This window comes from Pseudomonas sp. DTU12.1, assembly GCF_009873475.1.
Lineage (GTDB): Bacteria > Pseudomonadota > Gammaproteobacteria > Pseudomonadales > Pseudomonadaceae > Aquipseudomonas > Aquipseudomonas proteolytica.
Map to the genome: position 1 here is coordinate 2,245,581 of NZ_CP045254.1, position 21,559 is coordinate 2,267,139.

Annotated in this window: 23 protein-coding genes and 1 pseudogene; 9 read left to right on the top strand and 15 right to left on the bottom strand. The window is 61.5% G+C overall.

Annotated features, from left to right (window positions below):
- Nucleotides 1-69 precede the first annotated feature (69 nt).
- Genes GDV60_RS10055 through GDV60_RS10065 form a run of 3 tightly spaced genes read right to left on the bottom strand, consistent with a single transcriptional unit; the run spans nucleotide 70 to nucleotide 1,111 of the window.
- Complete coding sequence (locus GDV60_RS10055) at nucleotides 70-411, bottom strand: hypothetical protein (RefSeq protein ID WP_029298074.1); 342 nt, start codon at nucleotides 409-411, stop codon at nucleotides 70-72.
- Complete coding sequence (locus GDV60_RS10060) at nucleotides 408-794, bottom strand: phage holin family protein (RefSeq protein WP_029298076.1); 387 nt, start codon at nucleotides 792-794, stop codon at nucleotides 408-410. Before GDV60_RS10060 ends, GDV60_RS10055 begins: the two co-directional genes overlap by 4 nt.
- Before the next feature lie 2 nt (nucleotides 795-796).
- Complete coding sequence (locus GDV60_RS10065; protein ID WP_029298079.1) at nucleotides 797-1,111, bottom strand: YqjD family protein; 315 nt, start codon at nucleotides 1,109-1,111, stop codon at nucleotides 797-799.
- A gap of 354 nt (nucleotides 1,112-1,465) precedes the next feature.
- Between GDV60_RS10065 and GDV60_RS10070 the strand changes: the two genes are divergently transcribed.
- On the top strand, nucleotides 1,466-2,674 hold the full coding sequence (locus tag GDV60_RS10070) for an ammonium transporter (protein ID WP_159907015.1): 1,209 nt from the start codon (nucleotides 1,466-1,468) through the stop codon (nucleotides 2,672-2,674).
- On the opposite strand, the gene GDV60_RS10075 is transcribed toward GDV60_RS10070, so the two are convergent.
- Nucleotides 2,661-4,391 (bottom strand): monovalent cation:proton antiporter-2 (CPA2) family protein, encoded by a 1,731-nt coding sequence (locus tag GDV60_RS10075; protein ID WP_029298083.1) that lies wholly within the window; start codon nucleotides 4,389-4,391, stop codon nucleotides 2,661-2,663. The genes GDV60_RS10070 and GDV60_RS10075 overlap by 14 nt on opposite strands.
- A gap of 154 nt (nucleotides 4,392-4,545) precedes the next feature.
- Between GDV60_RS10075 and GDV60_RS10080 the strand changes: the two genes are divergently transcribed.
- The 3 genes from GDV60_RS10080 to GDV60_RS10090 all read left to right on the top strand — a co-directional run bounded on the left by GDV60_RS10080 (nucleotide 4,546) and on the right by GDV60_RS10090 (nucleotide 6,133).
- On the top strand, nucleotides 4,546-4,782 hold the full coding sequence (locus GDV60_RS10080) for a glutaredoxin family protein (RefSeq protein ID WP_029298085.1): 237 nt from the start codon (nucleotides 4,546-4,548) through the stop codon (nucleotides 4,780-4,782).
- Nucleotides 4,783-4,856: 74 nt separating this feature from the next.
- Nucleotides 4,857-5,192, top strand: a complete 336-nt coding sequence (locus GDV60_RS10085) for a hypothetical protein (RefSeq protein WP_029298086.1) — start codon at nucleotides 4,857-4,859, stop codon at nucleotides 5,190-5,192.
- A gap of 50 nt (nucleotides 5,193-5,242) precedes the next feature.
- A complete protein-coding gene (locus tag GDV60_RS10090) occupies nucleotides 5,243-6,133 on the top strand; it encodes a pseudouridine synthase (protein WP_092235281.1) in 891 nt (296 codons plus the stop codon).
- A 68-nt stretch (nucleotides 6,134-6,201) separates the two neighbouring features.
- On the opposite strand, the gene GDV60_RS10095 is transcribed toward GDV60_RS10090, so the two are convergent.
- Both GDV60_RS10095 and mobA read right to left on the bottom strand, forming a co-directional pair.
- Nucleotides 6,202-6,423 carry a YgdI/YgdR family lipoprotein gene (locus GDV60_RS10095; RefSeq protein WP_029298091.1) on the bottom strand — a complete coding sequence of 74 codons (222 nt, stop codon included), beginning with the start codon at nucleotides 6,421-6,423 and terminating at the stop codon, nucleotides 6,202-6,204.
- Nucleotides 6,424-6,503: 80 nt separating this feature from the next.
- Nucleotides 6,504-7,106: a molybdenum cofactor guanylyltransferase MobA gene (mobA, locus tag GDV60_RS10100; protein ID WP_029298093.1), complete on the bottom strand. Its 603-nt coding sequence runs from the start codon at nucleotides 7,104-7,106 to the stop codon at nucleotides 6,504-6,506.
- A gap of 76 nt (nucleotides 7,107-7,182) precedes the next feature.
- On the opposite strand from mobA, the gene moaB reads away from it, so the two are divergent.
- From moaB to yegS, 3 genes and pseudogenes are all read left to right on the top strand, one after another.
- Complete coding sequence (moaB, locus tag GDV60_RS10105) at nucleotides 7,183-7,722, top strand: molybdenum cofactor biosynthesis protein B (RefSeq protein ID WP_029298095.1); 540 nt, start codon at nucleotides 7,183-7,185, stop codon at nucleotides 7,720-7,722.
- Nucleotides 7,706-8,932 (top strand): gephyrin-like molybdotransferase Glp, encoded by a 1,227-nt coding sequence (gene glp, locus GDV60_RS10110; protein WP_092235283.1) that lies wholly within the window; start codon nucleotides 7,706-7,708, stop codon nucleotides 8,930-8,932. The genes moaB and glp overlap by 17 nt, the downstream gene beginning before the upstream one ends.
- Nucleotides 8,933-9,019: 87 nt before the next feature.
- Nucleotides 9,020-9,944 (top strand): annotated as a pseudogene (gene yegS, locus GDV60_RS10115) (lipid kinase YegS); the annotation flags it as partial.
- Here the strand turns inward: yegS and GDV60_RS10120 are convergent.
- From GDV60_RS10120 to GDV60_RS10130, 3 genes are all read right to left on the bottom strand, one after another.
- On the bottom strand, nucleotides 9,906-10,565 hold the full coding sequence (locus GDV60_RS10120) for a response regulator transcription factor (RefSeq protein ID WP_092237382.1): 660 nt from the start codon (nucleotides 10,563-10,565) through the stop codon (nucleotides 9,906-9,908). The pseudogene yegS and the gene GDV60_RS10120 overlap by 39 nt on opposite strands.
- Complete coding sequence (locus GDV60_RS10125; RefSeq protein ID WP_029298101.1) at nucleotides 10,562-11,455, bottom strand: sensor histidine kinase; 894 nt, start codon at nucleotides 11,453-11,455, stop codon at nucleotides 10,562-10,564. The genes GDV60_RS10120 and GDV60_RS10125 overlap by 4 nt, the downstream gene beginning before the upstream one ends.
- Nucleotides 11,456-11,790: 335 nt before the next feature.
- Nucleotides 11,791-12,240, bottom strand: coding sequence for a hypothetical protein (locus GDV60_RS10130; RefSeq protein WP_104912002.1), 450 nt, complete (start codon nucleotides 12,238-12,240; stop codon nucleotides 11,791-11,793).
- Between the two features lie 553 nt (nucleotides 12,241-12,793).
- Here GDV60_RS10130 and GDV60_RS10135 point away from each other — a divergent pair.
- Together GDV60_RS10135 and GDV60_RS10140 are read left to right on the top strand one after the other, a co-directional pair.
- Nucleotides 12,794-13,729 (top strand): chemotaxis protein CheV, encoded by a 936-nt coding sequence (locus GDV60_RS10135; RefSeq protein ID WP_029298105.1) that lies wholly within the window; start codon nucleotides 12,794-12,796, stop codon nucleotides 13,727-13,729.
- A gap of 111 nt (nucleotides 13,730-13,840) precedes the next feature.
- Nucleotides 13,841-14,647, top strand: a complete 807-nt coding sequence (locus GDV60_RS10140; protein WP_070995468.1) for an MOSC domain-containing protein — start codon at nucleotides 13,841-13,843, stop codon at nucleotides 14,645-14,647.
- Nucleotides 14,648-14,710: 63 nt separating this feature from the next.
- On the opposite strand, the gene GDV60_RS10145 is transcribed toward GDV60_RS10140, so the two are convergent.
- The 6 genes from GDV60_RS10145 to atuC all read right to left on the bottom strand — a co-directional run bounded on the left by GDV60_RS10145 (nucleotide 14,711) and on the right by atuC (nucleotide 21,556).
- A complete protein-coding gene (locus GDV60_RS10145) occupies nucleotides 14,711-14,995 on the bottom strand; it encodes a pyrimidine/purine nucleoside phosphorylase (protein WP_029298108.1) in 285 nt (94 codons plus the stop codon).
- Nucleotides 14,996-15,043: 48 nt separating this feature from the next.
- The gene (locus GDV60_RS10150; protein WP_029298111.1) at nucleotides 15,044-15,586 is read right to left on the bottom strand and encodes an exonuclease domain-containing protein; all 543 of its coding nucleotides are present in this window, start codon (nucleotides 15,584-15,586) and stop codon (nucleotides 15,044-15,046) included.
- A 70-nt stretch (nucleotides 15,587-15,656) separates the two neighbouring features.
- Entirely contained in the window at nucleotides 15,657-17,591 is a 1,935-nt protein-coding gene (locus tag GDV60_RS10155; RefSeq protein WP_159907017.1) for an acetyl/propionyl/methylcrotonyl-CoA carboxylase subunit alpha, read from the bottom strand.
- Between the two features lie 391 nt (nucleotides 17,592-17,982).
- A complete protein-coding gene (locus GDV60_RS10160; protein WP_159907019.1) occupies nucleotides 17,983-18,765 on the bottom strand; it encodes an enoyl-CoA hydratase/isomerase family protein in 783 nt (260 codons plus the stop codon).
- Nucleotides 18,762-19,919, bottom strand: a complete 1,158-nt coding sequence (gene atuD, locus GDV60_RS10165; protein WP_133715863.1) for a citronellyl-CoA dehydrogenase — start codon at nucleotides 19,917-19,919, stop codon at nucleotides 18,762-18,764. Before atuD ends, GDV60_RS10160 begins: the two co-directional genes overlap by 4 nt.
- Before the next feature lie 20 nt (nucleotides 19,920-19,939).
- Nucleotides 19,940-21,556 (bottom strand): geranyl-CoA carboxylase subunit beta, encoded by a 1,617-nt coding sequence (gene atuC, locus GDV60_RS10170; protein WP_070995951.1) that lies wholly within the window; start codon nucleotides 21,554-21,556, stop codon nucleotides 19,940-19,942.
- Between the last annotated feature and the right edge of the window lie 3 nt (nucleotides 21,557-21,559).

The window sequence follows — 21,559 nt, forward strand, 5'->3', positions numbered from 1 at the left end:
TGAAAAAGGCCCGGCCCCTACAGGGAGGGAACCGGGCCTGATCCGTTTGCAAGAATGCAGCCAGTTACCTCAGGGCTTGCGGGAGGCACCCTGCATGGCCAGCTTGATCAAGGGGATCAGGCCTGCGCCGAGCCGTACCAGGCGGGTCATGGTGCCGATACTGCCACCTTTGGCGCCTTTCCCGGTGAAGAATCCCAGGAGGGTCACCGCCGCGACGCCCCACAGCGGCGCATGCTTGATGCCAAACCCGTCTTGCCAGCTCTGGCCCATGTTGCGCACCTTTTGCAGGGGCAGCAGCAATTGCTGTGACTCGTGGCGAATTTCCTGGCGGTGCATTTCCATGCGCAGGCGGATCAAGGCCTTGCGCATCTCCCGCCGGGAGTTGGTTTGCGGCAGTTCAGTCAGGCTCATGGCAGCAGGCGCTCCCGGTCGTTGGCCAGCTCTTCGAGGGTGGCATGGAAAGGCGTGGATTCATCAAACACCGCCGCCTTCAACCGCAGCCCGCAGAACGCTGCGGCCAGTACGTAGAACACGCAAAGGCTGATGATCCCGGTCAGGCGGTAGGTGTCCCAGACGAGGATCATGACCAGCGCCGATAACCCCACCAGCAGCAACAGGGCAAATACCAGCGCTAGGCCGGCAAACAGCAGCAGGCTGACGGTGCGTGCCTTCTGTTCCTGTAACTCGATGCCGAACAGCTCGACATGGCTGTGCAGCAAGCCCAGGACTGCTGCGCCGAGGCGCCGCGATGTGGAGCTTGGGCCCGAGGACGAGCCGGTTTCGCCGATAGACATGATTAGCGCCTTGTAGCCAGCAGGCCGATCAGAAAGCCCACGCCGGCAGCGATGCCAACGGATTGCCACGGGTTGGCCTGGACGTAGTCTTCGGTGGCGGTGACTGCCGCCTTGCCGCGTTCGCGCAGGGAATCTTCGGTCAACTTCAAGGTTTCACGAGCCTGTAGCAGGCTGTCGTGGATCTTTGAACGCAGCTCATCAGCCTGGTCACCGGCGAGAATCGCGGTGTCGTCCAGCAGCTTTTCAGTGTCACTGACCAAGGTCTGGAAATCTTCCATCAGTATCTCTTGAGCAGTCTTTGCCGTTTTTCTGGCCATGGTTATCTCCGTGAGTGGCTGTCTGATGCTTTTGCAAGGTTTTGGTTGAGAGTCGCCGGCATCGGTGAAGGTTCACTGCAATTGTCTGGTACAGCTTTTGCTTTGCCTTGGTGCGCCAGCCGCAAGGCTTGCGCGCAATGTGGGCGGTTTCGGCCAAAGCCTTGAAAAACCTTACCCTAAATCACTAAAACCCGTGGAAAAACCCGCAAGTCACTGCCTTATTCAATCGTCATTGCGCCAAAGCGGCTCATACCCTCTGAGAAGGGTAGGGTGCGCAGTGCCAATTTAGTGCGCGATCATCCGGCAATGACCTGCTTTGGTGCTTTTTCCTGAACTGCAGGCCTGCCAATCTCCATGGAAAATGTGCAAAGCGCGGTGGACACCCTGGTCCACAGCTCCAATACGCTGTTTATTCTGATCGGCGCTGTGATGGTCCTGGCGATGCATGCCGGCTTCGCGTTCCTGGAAGTCGGGACGGTGCGACAGAAAAACCAAGTCAACGCGTTGTCGAAAATCCTCAGTGATTTTGCAGTGTCGACCCTGGCCTATTTCTTTATAGGCTATTGGATCTCCTATGGGGTCAGCTTTATGCAGCCGGCCGCTGTGCTCAGTGCCGACCACGGTTATGGGCTGGTGAAGTTCTTTTTCCTGCTGACCTTCGCCGCAGCCATCCCGGCGATCATCTCCGGCGGCATTGCCGAGCGTGCACGTTTTGTTCCTCAGTTGTGCGCCACGGCGTTGATCGTGGCGTTTATCTACCCGTTTTTCGAGGGCATGGTGTGGAATGGCAACTTCGGTCTGCAAGCCTGGTTGCTGGCGACTTTTGGCGCAGCATTCCATGACTTTGCCGGCTCCGTGGTGGTCCATGCCATGGGCGGCTGGCTGGCGCTGGCGGCGGTGTTGCTGCTGGGCCCGCGCCAGGGCCGTTATCGCGATGGGCGCCTGGTGGCGTTCGCACCTTCGAGCATTCCGTTCCTGGCGCTGGGCTCGTGGATATTGATCGTCGGCTGGTTCGGCTTCAACGTGATGAGCGCGCAGACCCTGTCCGGGGTGAGCGGCCTGGTGGCGGTCAACTCGCTGATGGCCATGGTCGGCGGTACGGTGGCGGCGCTGGTGATTGGGCGTAACGACCCGGGCTTCTTGCACAATGGTCCGCTGGCCGGGCTGGTGGCGATTTGCGCGGGTTCCGACCTGATGCACCCGGTCGGCGCATTGGTTACCGGTGTGGTGGCCGGTGGCTTGTTCGTCTGGTGCTTTATCGCCGCCCAGGCTCGTTGGAAGATCGATGATGTGCTGGGTGTGTGGCCGCTGCATGGCCTGTGCGGTGTGTGGGGCGGGATTGCCTGCGGGATCTTCGGCCAGAGTGCCTTGGGTGGGCTGGGCGGTGTGAGCCTGATCAGCCAGTTGATCGGTACCGCCCTGGGGGTGGTGGTGGCCCTGGCTGGCGGGTTGTTGGTGTACGGGGTGCTCAAGCGCCTTTTCGGCCTGCGCTTGAGCCAGGAAGAGGAGTACTACGGTGCGGACTTGTCGATCCATAAGATCGGCGCAGTCAGTCAGGATTGATCGGGGCTTCACGGGTGTCGTCCGTGTGCGGGTAGAAACCGTGGAGCAAGCGGTAGCGATTGCGCCGCACCTCGTCGACTCGGTCGCGTACCTGCTGGTCTGGCAGGCCGAGCATGATCATTGCGTGCGACGCGAGCATCAGGCTCGACTCCAGCAGCTCCGGCACCACTTCACTGGCGCCGGCGGCTTTCAGTTCAGTCAACTGGCTGTCGTCGCGGGTGCGCACCAGGATCGGCACTTTATGGTTGATTCGCCGTGCCTCCTTGAGCACTGTCAGGGCCACGTCGCTGTTGTCCACGGCAATCACCACCAGGCGCGCGCGTTCCAGGCCAACGGCGCTGAGCAGGGCGCCGCGCCGGCAATCACCATAATGCACGCTGCTGTCCTCGGTAGCGGCTTCCTGCACGCGCTCGGGGTTATCGTCCAAGGCAATGAACGCCTGTTGTTCACGGCGCAGGAAGCGCCCGATGGATTGACCGACCCGGCCATAGCCGCAGATCACTACATGCCCGCGTAACTCTGCGTTAAGCGCGGTGATAGCTTCCAGTTGCACTTGCTGGTTGGGTTTGCGATGCAAGCGCAGCGCGATAGCGGGTGCAGCCCGCAATAGCAGGGGCGTGAGCAGCATGGAGCAGAAAGTGGCTGCCAGCAGCAGGCTGCTGATTTCGCCTGGCAGCATATTGCTCAGTTGCATCTGTGCCATCAGTGCAAAGCAGAACTCGCCGCCCTGGGCCAGGGCCAGGCCGCTGCGCCAGGCGGTTTCGCTATCGCTGCCGCGCAGCTTGACCAGGGCGGCTACGACGCAGCCCTTGATCAACATCAGCGCCAGGGTCAGCCCGAGGATCTGCAAGCTGTGACTGACGAACAACTGCAGGTCGATCAGCATGCCGATACTGACAAAAAACAGCCCCAGCAGGATGTCGCGAAATGGTCGGATATCGGCTTCGATCTGGTGCCGGTAGTGGCTTTCACCTAGCAGCATCCCCGCCAGGAACGCGCCGAGGGCCGGCGACAGGCCCAGCAAGTGCGTGAGCCAGGCGGTGAGCAAGACGATCACCAGGGCCAGGAGCACGAACAGCTCCGCCGAATGGGAGGCGGCCACTTCGTGGAACAGGCGCGGCAGCAGCCAGCGGCTGGCGAGCAGCAGGCCGAGGAACAACACCACGGTCTTGCCCAGGGTCAGGGGCAGGGCCCAGTACCAGGCCTGCTCGCTGCTGCCGGCAAATACCGGGACCAGGGTCAGCAGCAGCACCGCGACCACATCCTGGAACAACAGCACGCCAATCGCGTTCTGCCCATGGCTGCTGAAAATCTCCCCCAGGCTGGTCAACTCCTTGCTCACAATGGCGGTGGATGACAGTGCCAGCCCAGCCCCCAGCAGCAACGCGGCGACTGGCGACATGCCCATCAGTAGCAGCAAGGCCCCCAGCAATACTCCGCAGCACAACACTTGCAAACTGCCAAGACCAAACACTACCCGACGCAGGGTGAGCATCTTGGACAGGGAAAACTCCAGGCCCAGGGAAAACAGCAGGAACACCACTCCCAGTTCGGCGAGGTCGGGCAGGTCTTCGCTGTCATTGACCCAATCCAGGGCCGTTGGCCCCACGGCCAGGCCCACGCACAGGTAGCCGAGCACCGGCGGCAGTTGCAGGCGGCGGAACAGTGCAATGACGACCAGGGATGAGGCAAGAATGATCAGCAGGTTGGCAAACACAGACATCTCCGTCGGGGTGTTGCAGGAAAAAAGCCGCGAGAATCGCTGAATCAGTTATAGGCCATGGTGATCTGGATCAGGTCTTTGTCATGACTCGACGAGGTTTTTCGTGGGGCCTAGAATGAGTACCTGTTTCTTATCGGGTCTGTAAGTCATGCCTCCTGAATGCCAGTTGTTCGGCACCCTGGGCTGCCATCTGTGTGAGCTTGCCGAAGCTGAAATCATGCCGTTGGTCGAACACGGGCTGTTGGTCGAGTTGGTGGATATCGCTGATTCGCAAGCGCTGTTCGAAGCCTATGGCCTAAGCATTCCGGTGCTGCGCCGGGTTGATACCGGCGCGGAACTGGGCTGGCCGTTCGACACTGAACAGGTGGTTGCCTTTCTAATCTAGCGCCAACCCATGGCAGGTTGCTGATTATTCGGTTACTGTATGTTTGTACAGCGATTGAGTGAGAGGGAACACCCGTGGTGAATGTTGAACAATTGAAAAGCAGCGTCAACCGCATGTCCGTCGATATCGTGCGTGATGCTGTGAATGAGCTGCGGCTCGATGGCCTGGTCACGGAAGGCAAGACGCCGTTCAACAAAGTGCATTTCAATACCTGCTTTGCCGAAATCGAAGCGTTGTTCCAGCGCGCCGGTTATCACAAGCAGTTGGACGTGGTGGGATACCAGGGCCTGTTGTATGCGTTGTACGACCCTGGCCGCTGGGAGGCGGTGGACGTACTGCGCTGGCTCAAGGAGTTCACCGAGGCTGCCAGTGCCTCGCCGGTGCTGCGGGCCGAATTGGTCAGGGCTTGAGCTTCTGGGGGATAATGCCCCCTTAGTCTTTCCAGGCCTTGAGCGTACGCATGTCCGATACCGGTTTTTCCGCTGCCCAGAACCAAGCCAGTACGCTGTACCTGCCGCCTGGCACCTGGGCGACGGTGCTCGATTGCCTGTGCGAGCACTTTCGCGCCATTGGCCGCGAGCAGTGGCTGGACCGTATCGCCCGTGGCCGGGTGCTGGATGGCAATGGCCAGCCCATCGGCGTGGACCTGGCCTACAAGGAAGGTTTGCGCATCCACTACTTTCGCGAAGTGCCGGATGAAAAACCGATTCCGGTGCATGAGACCATCCTGTACGCCGATGAGCATCTGGTGGTGGCCGACAAGCCGCACTTCCTGCCAGTGACCCCTGCCGGCGAGTATGTCGAGCAGACATTGCTGCGCCGCCTGATCCGCCGCCTGGACAACCCGTCCCTGGTGCCGCTGCATCGTATTGATCGCCACACCGCTGGGCTGGTGCTGTTCTCTGCCAACCCGCAAAGCCGCTCGGCGTATCAACAACTGTTCCCCACCCGCCGGATCGATAAATTCTACGAAGCCATTGCGCCGGCCTTGCCTGCACTGACATTTCCGCTGGTGCACAAGAGCCGCCTGGTGGAGGGCGAACCGTTCTTTCGCATGCAGGAAGGACCTGGTGTGAGCAACACGGAAACCGCAGTGCAGGTTCGCGAAAAAAACGGCGACCTGTGGCGTTATGGCCTGTTTCCGGTGACGGGCAAGAAGCATCAACTGCGCGTGCATATGACGGCGTTGGGCGCGAGCATCTGTAATGACCCGTTTTACCCCGAGGTCATCAAGGATGCCGTGGATGATTATGCCAACCCGCTCAAGTTGCTGGCCCAGGGCGTACGGTTTATCGACCCGGTGACGGGCGAGGAGCGCAGTTTCAGCAGTAGGATCGTGCTTGAGTGGTGATGTTTCCCACACCCCAGATACAACAAAGCCCGCTCAAAAGCGGGCTTCGTCGTATCTGGCGTTAAGACTTACAGGTCTTTAACGGTGCGAACCTGATCCTTGTTGATGCGGGTACGCTTGCCATCCAGTTGTTCGAATTCGTAGAAGCCCGAATCCTGATCGAATTTAGGGGTGTCGACAGCCTGGATTTCGCGACCGTCATTCAGGGTGATCACTGTTGGCGAGGCGCAACCGGCGAGGGTAGCAAGGCCCAGTGCAAGCATGAGAGCGGCGATGGTCCGTTGGGTCATGAGTCTTCTCCGAGAGTAATGCTGTGTTGAGTTCTGACCTTGTGACGTATGCAACGTCGGCAAAGTTCCTTGTATAGCGCTCATTCTGACACGCCGGGGCGTGGGTGCAACAACTCTGGTGTATTGAGGTTGGCCAGGCGCGGGTCATTTTCTGCGCAGTCGAGCGCCTGGGCCCCCAATTTCAGGAGGATCTGGCGCGGGCTGCGCTCTGCAGCCCGCCAGGCATCTTCCACTGCGTCGCGCAGGCGCGTCGGTATGACGCAGAGCAGAGGTTCCCAGAATGCGCCATGACGGATCATCACCGGCACCTGTGGGTGTTGGCGGGCGGTTTCGAGTAGGTCTGCCAGCAACTGCCCGTCGATGTGCGGCACATCACAGGGCAATACCAATAGGTGTTCATGGCGCGCGGCGGCCAGCCCGGCACGGATGCCGGCCAAGGGGCCCGGGAAGTCCGGACTGTCGTCGCTAACCAACTGGTCGCCATAGGTGGCGTACTGCGCCTGGTTGCGGTTGCAGGAGATGATCAGGTCGTCGGTCAACGCTCGCACCCGCTGATGCAGGTGGGCAATCAGCGGTTGTCCGTGCCAGTCGAGCAGGCCCTTGTCCAGCCCGCCCATGCGCTGGCCGCGACCGCCGGCCAGCAATAGGATGGAGCAGGGCAGGGGCGAAGAATTGAGTGGCATGACGGCTCCGCAGCGGCAGTGAAATAGGGGGCTGTGATATAACATCGGGCTGTTCCTTCGACAACCGGACCGAGCCATGAAAGCCAAGGCTGATGCGCCTTTCGTACCTCTTAACATCGCTGTACTGACCGTCAGCGACACCCGTACCCTGGAGACCGACACCTCCGGGCAGGTATTCGTTGACCGCCTGCTTGCGGCCGGCCATCGCCTGGCCGAACGGGTACTGCTCAAAGATGACCTCTACAAAATCCGTGCGCAAGTGGCGCACTGGATCGCCGAGGACGTGGTGCAAGTGGTGCTGATTACCGGTGGGACCGGCTTCACTGGCCGCGACAGCACCCCGGAAGCTGTCAGTTGCCTGCTGGACAAGCAAGTGGACGGGTTTGGCGAGCTGTTCCGGCAGATTTCGGTCGCCGATATCGGCACTTCCACTGTGCAGTCCCGCGCCTTGGCCGGCCTGGCCAATGGCACCCTGGTGTGTTGCCTGCCGGGTTCCACCAATGCAGTGCGTACCGGTTGGGATGGGATCCTTGCTGAGCAATTGGATGCCCGTCACCGCCCGTGCAATTTCGTGCCGCACCTCAAGCTGGCCGAACCGTGTGAATCCCGTGGGTAAGCCGGGTAAAACCGGTGCGTTGATGCCGGTAGAAGAAGCACTCGAGCGCCTGTTGAGCATGGCTGAGGCCGCACCAATCCGTGAGCAGGAACACCTGCCATTGGCCGAGTGCGACGGCCGCGTGTTGGCCGAGGCGCTGGTGTCCACCCTCGACCTGCCGCCCTGGCCCAACAGTGCCATGGATGGCTACGCCTTGCGTACGGCCGACTGGACGGGTGAGCCGCTGGTGGTGAGCCAGCGCATTTTCGCCGGCCAGGCCCCCGAGCCTTTGACGGCGGGAACCTGTGCGCGGATCTTCACCGGTGCCCCGGTACCTGAAGGCGCCGACTGCGTCGAAATGCAGGAAAATGCCGAGGTGCAATCCGATCAGCGCGTGAGCTTTACCCAGGCGCTGCACGTAGGGCAAAACATTCGGCCCAAGGGTCAGGAAACCACGGTCGGCGAAGAAGTCCTGGCAGCCGGTACGCGGCTCGGCCCGATTGAGCTGGGCCTGGCGGCCTCGCTGGGGCGCGATCGCCTGGAGGTGGTGCGGCGCGTGCGTGTGGCAGTGCTGTCCACCGGCGACGAGTTGATCGAACCGGGCCTGCCCCTGGGGCCGGGGCAAATCTACAACAGCAACCGGCGGGTGTTGTGCAGTTGGTTGCAACGCCTGGGCTGCGAGGTAATCGACGCCGGTATCTTGCCCGATGACCTGGAATTGACCCGTAGCCGCCTGGGGGCACTGGGTTCGGTGGACCTGATCCTGTCCACCGGTGGTGTTTCGGTGGGGGAAGCCGACTTCCTCGGGATCGCACTACGTGAGGAGGGCGAGCTGGCCTTGTGGAAGCTGGCGATCAAGCCTGGCAAACCCCTGACATTCGGCCACTTCCGTGGGGTGCCGGTGATCGGCCTACCGGGGAATCCGGCGTCCACCCTGGTCACGTTCGCCCTGCTGGCACGGCCCTACCTGCTGCGCCGCCAAGGTGTCGAAGCGGTGCAGCCCCTGCGTTTCGAGGTCCCGGTGGGGTTCGTCTGGGCCAAGCCTGGCAACCGCCGCGAATACCTGCGCGGGCGCCTGGAGCACGGGCGGGCGGTGATTTACCAGAATCAAAGCTCCGGCGTATTGCGCAGTGCCGCCTGGGCCGAGGGCTTGGTGGAAGTCCTGGAGGGCACCACCCTGGCGATCGGCGACCGGGTGAACTTCATTGCGTTGAGTGAACTGTTGGGCTGAAGAATTAATTTACAGCCCAATGGCTTTTTTCTGACTGCCGAAGGTCAACATCCCTCAGGTACCCTCCAACGATAGGAGCTTCACTCCATGAGCAAACCCAAGGCACTGCTGATTCTGCACGGCAAGCAAGCCCTCAACGAAGACGTGCGGGCAGCAGTGCAAGGCAAGCGCGAGCAGGGGTGGGAGTTGGCGGTGCGCGTCACCTGGGAGGGCGGCGATGCCCAGCGCCTGGTGGGTGAGGCCCTGGAGGCCGGCTACACACGCCTGATTGCGGGCGGCGGCGATGGTACCTTGCGCGACGTGGCAGAGGCCATGGCCCGGTCGAACACCGATGCCAGCCTGGTGCTGATGCCCCTGGGTACCGCCAATGACTTCGCCCGTGCAGCCGGTGTACCGCTGGAGCCGCGTCTGGCCCTGGAGCTGTTGGATACTGCGCCGCGGGCCATCGATCTGGGGGAGGTTGGCGGGCAGGTTTTCCTCAATATGGCCACTGGTGGTTTTGGCAGCCAGGTCACGGCCAATACTTCCGAAGACCTGAAAAAGGTGTTGGGCGGCGCTGCCTATCTGTTCACCGGCCTGTCGCGGTTCAGCGAACTGCGGGCGGCCTATGGGGAGCTGGTGGGCCCGGACTTTCACTGGCGTGGCGAGTTGCTGGCCTTGGGCATTGGCAACGGTCGCCAGGCTGGGGGCGGGCATGAGCTGTGTCCGGGCGCCCTGGCCGATGATGGCCTGCTGGATATCAGCATCTTGCCCGCGCCCCAGGAAGTGGTCGGTACCCTGCGTAGCCTGATGACCGACGGCTGGGGCCTGGACAACATGTTTGTGCGGGCGCGCCTGCCGTGGGTGGAGATCAAGGTGGCCGAAGGGCTGGCGATCAACCTCGATGGCGAGCCGCTCAAGGGCGATGACTTGCGTTTTTGCGCGTTGCCCAAGGCTTTGCAGGTGCACTTGCCGGTGGATTCGCCGTTACTGGCTAATCGTCCAGGCTGATGATCTGCTCGCGCACCGCAAACAGCACCAGGCCGGCGACATCGAAAATCTGCAGGCGCTTCATGATTTGCGAGCGGTGAGCTTCCACGGTCTTGATGCTCAGGCCCAGGCCATGGGCGATCTCCCGGGTCGATTTGCCGCGCACGATCAGGCGCAGGATTTCCAGTTGGCGTGCCGTCAGGTTGTGGCGTTGCGCCGGCGGGGCCGGGTGGGACTGGCTGTGGATCAGGGCCTGGTTGATCACCGTGTGGGCGATGGCCGGGCTCAGGTAGCGTTCGTTGTTGCGCAGCGCCAGCAACGCATGTTCCAGCTCATTGGCGGTGGTGTCCTTGAGCAGGTAGCCGTGGGCACCTGCCTCCAGGGCACGCATGATCAATTGCGGATCGGTGTGCATCGACAGGATCAGCACTTTGCTCTTGGGGTAGGCGTGCTTGAGCTGTTGCAATGCATCCAGGCCGCTGGTGTGCTTCATCGACAGGTCCAGCAGGACGATGTCGGGCTGCAGGGCGGTAAATTGTGTCAGCACTTGCGCGCCATCGGTGGCTTCCCCAATCACGGCATAGCCGGGGATATCCAGGATCAGTGCGCGTACGCCGGCGCGGATCAATGCGTGGTCATCTACCAGGAGTAAATTGCAGGTCACTCTAGAACCTTAGGGGGACTGGCCCGTTCGAGGGTGCGGGGCGCCCAGGGGAACAGCGCTTCGATCCGCGTGCCGAGGCCCGGTTGGCTCCTGACGGACAACCTACCGCCCAATTGATCAATGCGTTCGGACATACCAGCCATGCCCCGTTGGCCTTCCAGGCCCGGGTCGGTGGCGGGCAGGAATCCCTGGCCGTCATCGCTGATATACAGGGATAGCCCCTGAGGCAAGCGTTGCAGGCGTACCAGCAGGTTGCGCGCCTGGGCATGACGCAACATGTTGGTCACGGCCTCCTGGGTGATACGAAAGGCCGCGACCGCCATCTCTTCCGGAATCCCGGTCAGGCGTTGCTGGCATTCCAGGCTCCAGTGCACCGGGGTGTTTTCCAGGGTCTTGAGCAGGTGCGCACGCAGGCTCGCTTCCAGGCCCAGGCTGGTCAGTTGCCGGGGGTTGAGAATGGCCGATACGTCGCGCACCTTGGCCAGGGTTTCGTTGAGGGTGTTGCACAGTACGTTGCATTGCTCCTGCAAGTCGGCCGGCAGGCGGCGCTGCAGCCAGTCGCTTTGCAGTTTGGCGGCGGTCAGCAATTGGCCGATATCGTCGTGCAGTTCGCGGCTGAGGCGATGACGCTCGTTTTCCTGGACCTGCAGCAGGCGGTCGGCCAATTCCTGGGGTTGGAACTTGATGGACTTGCGCGAGCGCCAACGCTGCAGGCCCGCAGCGGCGAGGGCGGCGAGGTTGAGCACGAGCAAAAAGATCGGCAGCGGCGCTTCGTGGGCATACACCCAAAGGCTGACCAGCGTCGCGCACAGGCACAGGCCAAGCGTGACCCAACGGGTATTGCCCGGGGAGACGAACCTGGTGATAAGTGACTTGGGGCTGGCGTACATAGCAGATGGAGCCGATGGAGGTTCGCTGCGGGTAGACCGGTCATGACCGCCGACCGGGCTCTGTTTGGAAAACGATTGGGTTTGGTGTTGGTTCGAGGTGCTTCTCGGGTGTTATTACATCATCACGGTCAGCCACTTCGAACGTGCTAATGGTACCACCAACAATTACCGTTGGTCGCCTGGTGCAGTGCTTAGTTCAGCGGGTCTAGTTGTACTGTTAATCAAGTTTTGCATCGTTATTACCAATACTGGCTTATTGATAGTTGGCTGGCTAAATACCTGCCGGGGTATTAGTTGGGCGCGCGTCCGTGGCTTGGATTAACCGAGCGCCAGGTTCAGGAGGCGTGGGGCATGGAGTGGCGATAATGAGCGCCAGCATCCTTCTGTGGGATCTGCTGGGCAACGGTTTCAATCAACGTGGTTTGCTCAGCGTCATCCAGGCTGAGTTTGCCGGTCTTGATATCGATCAGTTCCAGTTGCCAGGCCAGCAGCGTCAGGCAGTCGTGCAGGGCGGCGAGTGCCGCATCGTGGAGTTGCATCGGGCTTTGGGCGTTGCAGATCAGGTCCTGGATATGCCGGGAAAAGTTGCCAATGGCGGGCAGTGCCATGGCGTCGGCCTTTTCGGCCAGTTTGACCAGGCTGTTTTTCATGCAGTCGATGGCATCGTTATCGTTGCGGATCAAATGCAGGTGAGTCAGGCATTCCTCCGACTTGGCCAGCAGCATTTCTGCCTCCAGGAGGAACTCGGGAAGTGCGTCTTGCCACTCTTTACCGTCGTTCATCATGAAAGTCTCCACAACATACGGTCAGATAATGAGACGCCCCACCGGGGCAACGGCTTCAAACTAGCGCCGAAATATGACCGAAGTCTGTAGTTCGTTTCTGAATTTTGAGTAGTACTTTTATTTGAATGATCAGCGTCGCGACTGCTGGTGCTGCTTGCAGTGGAAACAACCAGAGGCGTTCGCATTACTTCGATTGCCCAGGTGTTAATGCCTGGAAGGCCCTTGGGCCGTGGGCTTGCGATAGCAAACAAAAGCCTGACTCCATTCATGCAATGAGAATGGCGTCACATTAATGGCTATTGGATATCGCGAATATCAGGTTGGACCTGATTGCGACTAGGGGAATCCCTTACATGGCTGAACCTTGTGACCGTTTGAGGGTCCCGGCGCGTTGCCAGACCACCGGACAGTAAGGTGAAACCAGTAAAGCATGATGTCAGTGTGACATCAATGCATTTGCGTGGCATTTTAGCGAGGGTCAAGGTCTGGCGCGAGCTGCCGATAACCTTCTCCAGTAAGCAGCGATTCTTTTCAGCACACCCAGGAGTCTTCAATGGCTGGCATTCTCGACACGGTAGATCAACGCACGCAATTGGTGGGTGAGAATCGCCTGGAGATCCTCATGTTTCGCCTGGCCGGGCGCCAGTTGTTCGCGATCAACGTGTTCAAGGTGCAAGAAGTCCTGCAGTTGCCCAAGCTGACCCTGATGCCCCAGCGCCACCCGTTTGTGTGTGGCGTGGTCAACCTGCGCGGCCAGACCCTGCCGGTGATCGACCTGTCCCAGGCCATCGGCATGCGTCCGCTGGTACCGGGGCCCAACAGCACCATTATCGTTACCGAGTACAACCGTTCGGTACAGGCCTTCCTCGTGGGGGGTGTCGACCGCATCGTCAACATGACCTGGGAGTCGATCCTGCCGCCGCCGGCCAGCGCCGGCCGCCAGCACTACCTCACGGCCATCAGCAAGGTGGATGAGCAGTTGGTCGAAATCATCGACGTGGAAAAAGTCCTCGCCGAGATCGTGCCCTACAACGCCAAGGTCTCCCGGGAAAAACTCGAGGACCCGGTCCTCGAGCGTGCCCGTGGCCGCGAAGTGTTGCTGGTAGATGACTCCAATGTAGCCTTGTCGCAATTGCGCGACACCCTGGGGCAACTGGGGGTGAAGATGCATATCGCCAGTGACGGCCTCAAGGCCTTGAACATGCTCAAGGCCTGGGCGGACACCGGCGTGGTGATGACCGACAAGCTGTTGATGATCTTCACCGATGCCGAAATGCCCGAGATGGACGGCTACCGCCTGACCACCGAGATCCGCAACGACCCACGCCTGCGTGACCTCTATGTGGTGCTGCACACTTCGTTGTCCGGCAGCTTCAACGATTCGATGGTGAAAAAGGTCGGTTGCGACAACTTCCTTTCCAAATTCCAGCCCGACAAATTGGTGGACGTGGTGCGCCAGCGCCTGATGCTGGACGAAGTCCCGGCCTGATCCCCAGCCCCGTAGGAGCCGGCAAGCTGGCTCCTACAATGCATAGGGATATTTTGATTCTGGCCGCGCGCTCGTATAGGGTGACGTTTTTGTTCACAGGAACCCAGGCTCATGCTTCGTCTCAGCGCGTTGTATCGGTACCCCTTGAAGTCGGGCAAGGCAGAGACCTTGACCCATATCGGCCTGGACAAACTCGGGCTGGACGGGGATCGACGCTGGATGTTGGTGGATGAAGCCAGCGGGCGTTTCCTGACCCAGCGGGCGGTGGCGCAGATGAGTCAGCTGTCGGCACTCTGGAATGCCACCGGTGGCCTGACCTTGAGCGGTGCCGGCCGACCCACCCTGGACGTGGCGTTGCCCGGCGCTGACGCTGAGTTGCGCGGTGTCACCATTTGGCGCGACACCTTGCGGGTTCCCGATGCCGGCGATGAAGCTGCGCGCTGGGTCAGCGACTTTATCGGCAAGCCGACCCGGCTGGTGCAAGTGCCCCTGGAGCGTGCGCGTACCACGGCGGCCGGCTATGGCAAGGATGATGATCAGGTTGCGTTCGCTGACGGTTTCCCTTTGTTGCTGATCGGCCAGGCGTCCCTCGACGACCTGTCGCAGCGCATCGGCCGGCCCATGGAAATGCTGCGCTTTCGCCCCAATTTGGTGATTGAAGGCAGCGAGGCGTTTGCCGAGGATGGCTGGAAGCGCCTGCGCATTGGTGATGTGGAGTTTCGGGTGGTCAAGTCCTGCTCCCGCTGCATCCTCACCACCATCGACCCGGCGACCGGTGAGCGCAGCGCCGACCGCCAGCCGCTGGCGACCTTGGAAACCTACCGTAAAGAACCCGATGGCGTAATGTTCGGCCAGAACCTGGTCAATGACGGGGTTGGGCGCCTGGAAGTCGGCATGCCAGTGACAATCCTGGAGTAAACCAGGCGCCACAAAAAATGCCCGTCTCACAGAGACGGGCATTTTTTTGCGCGGGGTAAAGGCTTAGCCGCGGTATTCGCACAGGTAGGCAGTGTCCACGGCCACCTTGAGTTGGAACTTGCTGTCGGCAGGCACATGGAACTGGCTGCCCGCAGCGAAGGTTTCCCAGCTGTCGCTGCCTGGCAGCTTGACGGTCAGTGCGCCCGAGACCACGTGCATGATTTCACGCTGGGCCGTGCCGAACTCGTATTCACCCGGGGCCATGACGCCGATGGTCGCTGGACCTTCAGTGGTACCGAAGGCGATCGACTTGACGGTGCCGTCGAAGTACTCATTGACTTTGAACATGGGTGAATCCTCGGAAAAAGGGCTAGGAAAGGTCGGCCAGTATGCCTTCTACACGGGCAAAATCAACGGCAGCAAACGCGCCGTATTACGCGCATCCTCCAGGGCCCGATGTTGCTGGCCGTTGAACTGCATGCCCGCCAGTTGCAACGCGCCATTGAGCCCCAGGGGCTTGTCCAGGCGCCGGGCCTTGGCGAAGCGCTGCTTGAGGTTCACATGGGGCGTCTGGCCCAGCACGCTGGCCAAGCCATGGCGCTGCCACTCCAGTTCCAGTTGCTGGCGGTCGTAGTCGCCCCAACTGGCCCAGCCTTCCAGGCGCGGATGGTGCTGGCCGAGCCAGCGTTCGAACAGCGGCCAGACCTCGGTCAAAGGCGCCGCGCTGTCGATACTGGCCTGGCTGATGTGTGTCAACTGGCGGCAGAACGGCGTCAGCAACGGCCGGCGCAAAGGCCGCACGAAGCGCTGGAAGTGGTCCAGTTCGCGGCCCTGGCGGTTGACCAGGGTCACGCCGATTTCGATGATTTCCATCTCCGACACGGGCCAGCCGCCCTCATCCGTTGTGGCTTCAAGATCAATAATCAGCCAATGAGGCATCGCAGGTTCCCGTACTCATCCCTTTCTGATGGGGATAGAGCGTAGCCAAGCCTGGTAGTTCCGCCCAGGGCTATTCGATCTGCAGCAATACCTGGCGATTGCGTACTTGATCGCCTGCGCTGACTTGAATGGCCTTGACCACCCCGTCGATACCCGCCTTGAGCGGGTGCTCCATTTTCATCGCTTCGAGCACCAGCAGCAGTTGGCCCTTGCGCACCTCATCGCCTTCGCTCACCTGCACCAGGGTAATCGCGCCGTCCATTGGCGCCTTGACCGTGCCACTGCTGGCCGGCGCCTCACGACTGGCTACGGTTTGCGTCTGGTTGTTCACGCACAGGCTGCTACCGGCGTCTAACAGCCAGAGCTGGGTGCCTTGCAGGTGATAGGCAAGCCGGCGCCGAACACCGTTGATGACCAGGCTGGCCCAGCGCCCGTCACTGCCTTGCAGGTGTATCGCGATGTCGCCGATTTTCAGGTGATCGTCCGCCGCCACCCGCGCGCTGACCTCATGACACTGCTCCCCAACGCTCAGGCGATAGGTCCAGGGCACGCTGGCATTGTTGCGCCAGCTCGCCAGAGCCGGGCGATGCAGTGCCGCGCTGTGTCGATAGAACAGGGCGGCGGCCACTGCCAGTTGTTCATCGCTGATGGGAGGGCGGGCAATATCACTGAAGTGTTCGGCGATAAACCCGGTACTGAAATCCGCCGCGACAAACTGCGGGTGCCCGAGCAAGTCCACCAATAACCGCTGGTTACTGGGAACTCCCAGCAGCACACAGTCCTGCACCGCGCGCAGGAGCTTGCGCCGCGCCTCTTCGCGGGTAGCGCCATGGGCGATGATTTTGCCCAGCATTGGGTCGTAGAACGGGCTGATCCGCTGCGGGGCTTGCAAGCCATGGTCGACCCGCACCCCAGCGGCCGGCTCCCAGCGCAGCACCTCGCCGGTCTGGGGCAAGAAGCCCTGGGCCGGGTCTTCGGCGTACAGGCGCACCTCCATGGCATGCCCGGTCAGTGTCACTTGCTCCTGGCGCAACGGCAGGGGCTGGCCGGCGGCGATTTGCAGTTGCCAATCCACCAGGTCCAGGCCGGTGATCAGTTCGGTGACCGGGTGTTCCACCTGCAGGCGGGTGTTCATTTCCAGGAAGTAGAAACGCCCGCTCTGGTCCAGCAGGAACTCCACGGTGCCGGCGCCGACATACGCCACCGCGCGCCCGGCCTTGAGCGCCGCTTCGCCCATGGCCTGGCGCAACTCGGCGGTCATGACCGGGCAGGGCGCTTCTTCGATGACCTTCTGATGGCGGCGCTGCACCGAGCAATCACGTTCGCCCAGGTAGATCAGGTTGCCGTGGGCATCGCCGAACAGTTGGATCTCCACATGGCGCGGCGCGATAAGTGCCTGCTCCAGGATCAGTTCGTCACTGCCAAAGGCGTTCAGCGCCTCGGAGCGTGCGGTATGCAAGTGTTCGAGCAACTGCCCGGGCGCGTGCACCAGGCGCATGCCGCGTCCGCCACCGCCGGCACTGGCCTTGATCATCAGCGGGTAGCCGATGCGCTCGGCTTCGCGTTGCAGGGTAGCGTCGTCTTGTGCGCTGCCCTGATAGCCGGCAATGCACGGCACACCGGCGGCGAGCATGGCGATTTTCGACAGGCGCTTGCTGCCCATCAATTCGATGGCGTCGGCGCTGGGGCCGATAAACACCAGGCCGGCGGCGATGCAGGCCTTGGCGAACTCAGGGTTTTCCGAGAGAAAGCCATAACCGGGGTGGACCGCATCGGCACCGGTGAGGCGCGCGGCGTCGAGGATGGCCGGGATGTTCAGGTACGACTGCTGCACCGGGGCAGGGCCGATGTTCACCGCTTCGTCGGCCATTTGCACGTGCAAGGCGTTGGCGTCGGCTTCGCTATAGACGGCCACGGTGCGGTAGCCCAGGGCTTGGGCGGTGCGCTGGATACGGCAGGCGATTTCGCCACGGTTGGCGATCAGTATTTTATTGAAGCTGGGCATTGTGGGTCCCTGTCTGATTGGTTGCGCAGGTGTGGGCTTGTGTGGGAGCCGGCTTGCCTGCGATGGCGGTGTATCAGTCAATATATTTATCGACTGATACACCGCCAGCGCAGCATAGGTATCTACACAACTTTCAGAAACTGACGAACTCTCCCGTGGCGAGCGGGCTTGCCCCGCGCTGGGCTGCGAAGCAGCCCCAAAACCAGCCGCTGCGGTGTATCTGGTACAACGCATTCGGCTTATTGGGGCTACTTCGCAGCCCAGCGCGGGGCAAGCCCGCTCGCCACAACTGCGCTATCTGCCTGGATTTAGGCGTTGCGGCAAAGTTGTGTAGATACCTATGGCCATCGCAGGCAAGCCAGCTCCTACAGGGAGTGGGGCGTTTTCAAGATCAAATTACCCACCTGGCCTTGCGCTTCTCGACAAACGCTCGCGTTCCTTCAATCCCTTCTTCCCCGGTCACTGCTTCGGCAAACCAACCGGCAGCCTGATCCAGCAGCAGTTCCAATGGCTGATCCAGGCTCTGGAGCAACAACGCCTTGGTCCGGGCATTGGCGCGCGGGGCACAGCGAAGCACCTGGCCCAACACCTCATTCAGGCGCTGCGCCAATCCCTGGGGATCATGCTCGACAAAATGCACCACCCCCAGGCGCTGCGCCTCGATCCCGTCAAACCGCGCCGCGGTCAACGCCAGGCGCCGGGCTTGGGTCAGGCCGATACGCCGCACTACAAACGGCGCGATCTGCGCCGGCAGCACGCCCAGGCTGGTTTCCGGCAAGCCGAACTGTGCCTGGTGATCGGCAATCGCGATGTCGCTGACACACGCCAGGCCAAACCCACCGCCCAACACCGCGCCCTGCAGCACCACGATCACCACCTGCGGCAGGGCTTCGACTTCCTGCAGCAGCGCACCAAACACCCGGTTCAAATCACGCAAGCCCTCGCGGCTGCCCGCGCGGCTCATGTCCTTCACATCGCCGCCCGCACAGAAGTGCCCGCCAGCGCCACTGATCACCAATGCCCGCACGTGTTCGTCACGCGCCACATCTGCCAGCACCGTGCGCAGTTCGCTGACCATCTGCAAGCTCATGGCATTGCGGTTCTGTGGGCGATTGAGGGTGATGTGCAGCACGCCGTTGTGCGGTTCCAGCAGCAGGGTTTCGCAGGCGCTCACGACCTTTTCCCCGGCAGCGTGCCCATCAATTTGCAGATGATCCCCAGCATGATCTCGTCGGCGCCGCCGCCAATCGACACCAGGCGCACATCGCGATAGGCGCGGGCCACCGGGTTGTCCCACATAAAGCCCATGCCACCCCAGTATTGCAGGCAACTGTCGCTGACTTCGCGGCCCAGGCGCCCGGCCTTGAGCTTGGCCATCGAGGCCAGTCGCGTCACGTCCTGGCCCTTGATGTATTGCTCGGTGGCCTGGTAGACCAGCGCGCGCAGGCATTCGATCTCCGTGGCCAGTTCGGCCAGGCGGAAGTGGATCACCTGGTTGTCGATCAAGGCCTTGCCGAAGGTCTGGCGCTCCTTGCAGTAGGCGATGGTGCTGTCGATGCACGATTCCAGGCCCTTGATCATATTGGCCGCGCCAAACAGCCGTTCTTCCTGGAATTGCAGCATCTGCATCATGAACCCCGCGCCTTCATGGCCAATGCGGTTGCGCTGGGGCACGCGCACATCATCGAAAAACACCTGGGCGGTTTCCGAGCTATGCATGCCGAGTTTTTCCAGGGGCGGGCTGACGCTGATGCCGGGAGTGTTCATCGGCACCATGATCAGTGATTTGTTGATATGGGGCTTGCCGTCCGAGGTGTTGGCCAGCAGGCAGATAAAGTCGGCACTGGGGGAGTTGGTGATCCACATTTTGCTGCCGTTGATCACGTAGTCGTCGCCATCCTTGCGTGCGTGGGTTTTCAAGCCGGCCACGTCGGAGCCGGCGCCGGTTTCCGAGACGCCGATGCAGCCTACTTGTTCGCCGCTGATAGCCGGGCGCAGGAACTCCTCGCGCAGCTCATCGGAGCCAAAACGCGCCAGGGCCGGGGTGCACATATCGGTCTGCACGCCGATGGACATCGGGATGCCGCCGCAGCGGATGGTGCCGAACTCTTCGGCGGCGACTATCGAGTAGCTGTAGTCCAGGCCCATGCCGCCGAACTTCTCCGGCTTGGAAATGCCCAGCAGGCCCAGGTCGCCGGCCTTGCGGAAAATTTCGTGGATGGGGAAGCGCCCGGCTTTTTCCCATGCGTCGACATGGGGATTGATCTCGCGGTCGACAAAAGCCCGTACGGTACGACGCAGCTCTTCGTGTTCCTGGGTGAAGATCATTTTTATTGTTCTCCTGATCGTTAAAAGCGCGCGGCGCCGAAGCTGTTGGGTTGCAATTGGCGCACCTGAGCTTCTTGGCAGATATCCAGCAGGTAACCCAGCAAAGTGCGGGTGTGCCGTGGGTCAATCAGCCCGTCATCCCACAGGTTGGCGCTGCCATACAGGGCCGTGGACTGGCTATCGAGTTTCTGTGCGGTGACCTGTTCGAGCATGTCGAGCACCTTGGGGTCGGGCACCAGGCCGTCTTTCAATTGCTTGGCCTCGGTGACAATGCGCAGCACTTTACCGGCCTGGGCGCCGCCCATCACGGCGGTGCGGCTGTTGGGCCAGGCGAAGATAAAGCGCGGGTCCAGGCCCCGGCCGCACATCGCATAGTTACCGGCACCATAGGAACCGCCGACCACCACAGTCAGCTTGGGCACGCGGGCATTGGCCACCGCCTGGATCATCTTCGCGCCGTGCTTGATCACCCCTTGTTGTTCGGATTCGGTACCGACCATAAAACCGGTGGTGTTGTGAAAGAACAGCAGCGGCGTCTGGCTCTGGTCGCACAACTGGATAAATTGCGCGGCCTTGCTCGCGCCCTTGGGGGTGATCGGGCCGTTGTTGCCGATAAACCCGCAGGCGCGGCCCTGGATCTGCAAGTGGCCGCAGACGGTGTGGGGATCGTACTCGCCCTTGAATTCGAGGAAGTTGGAGCCGTCGGCGATGCGCGCGATGATTTCCCGTGCGTCGTAGGGTTTTTTCGGGTCGTCGGGGATCAACCCCAGCAGCTCTTCAATCGGGTACAGCGGCTCGGCGTAGGCTCGCGCCGGTGCAGGCGGCAACCGGTCATCCCACGGCAATAGGCTGACAATCTCGCGCACGATGCGCACGCCATCGGCGTCATTTTCGGCAAGGTATTCGGCGGTGCCGGCAGTTTGCGCATGCATCTGGGCGCCGCCCAGTTCTTCATCTGTCGCCACTTCGCCGGTGGCGGCCTTGAGCAGCGGTGGGCCGGCCAGAAACAGCTTGGCCTTGCCGCGCACCACCACCACGTAATCCGAAAGTCCCGGTTGATAGGCACCGCCAGCGGTGGCCGAGCCGTGGACTACGGTGATCTGTGGCAGGCCCATGGCCGACATCCGCGCCTGGTTGGCAAAGCTGCGTGCGCCTTCGACGAAAATCTCTGCTGCGTAATTCAGGTTGGCGCCGCCGCTTTCGGCCAGGGTCACCACCGGCAGTTTGTTCTCCATGGCGATCTGTTGCAGGCGCAGGGATTTTTTCAGGCCGGACGGCGAGATCGTCCCGCCCTTGATCGCACTGTTATTGGCCACCACCAGCATGCGCACGCCGCTGACGTAACCGATACCGGCAATCAAGCCGCCACCGGCCGCGCTGCCGTCCTTGTCATCGTGCAATTTGTAGCCGGCCAGGCTCGCCAGTTCGAGGAAGGGCGCACCGGGGTCGAGCAACAGGTTCAGGCGTTCGCGGGGCAGCAGTTGGCCGCGCTTGTCGAACTTGCCCTTGGCCTCGGCGGCCTTGTCCAACAGGTTCTGTTCCAGTTGGCGCAGGTGGTTGATGGCCGTGAGCATGGCCTCGCGATTCTGCGCGAACTGCGGGCTGTGGGCGTCGAGTTGGGAGTCGATGACCGGCATGGT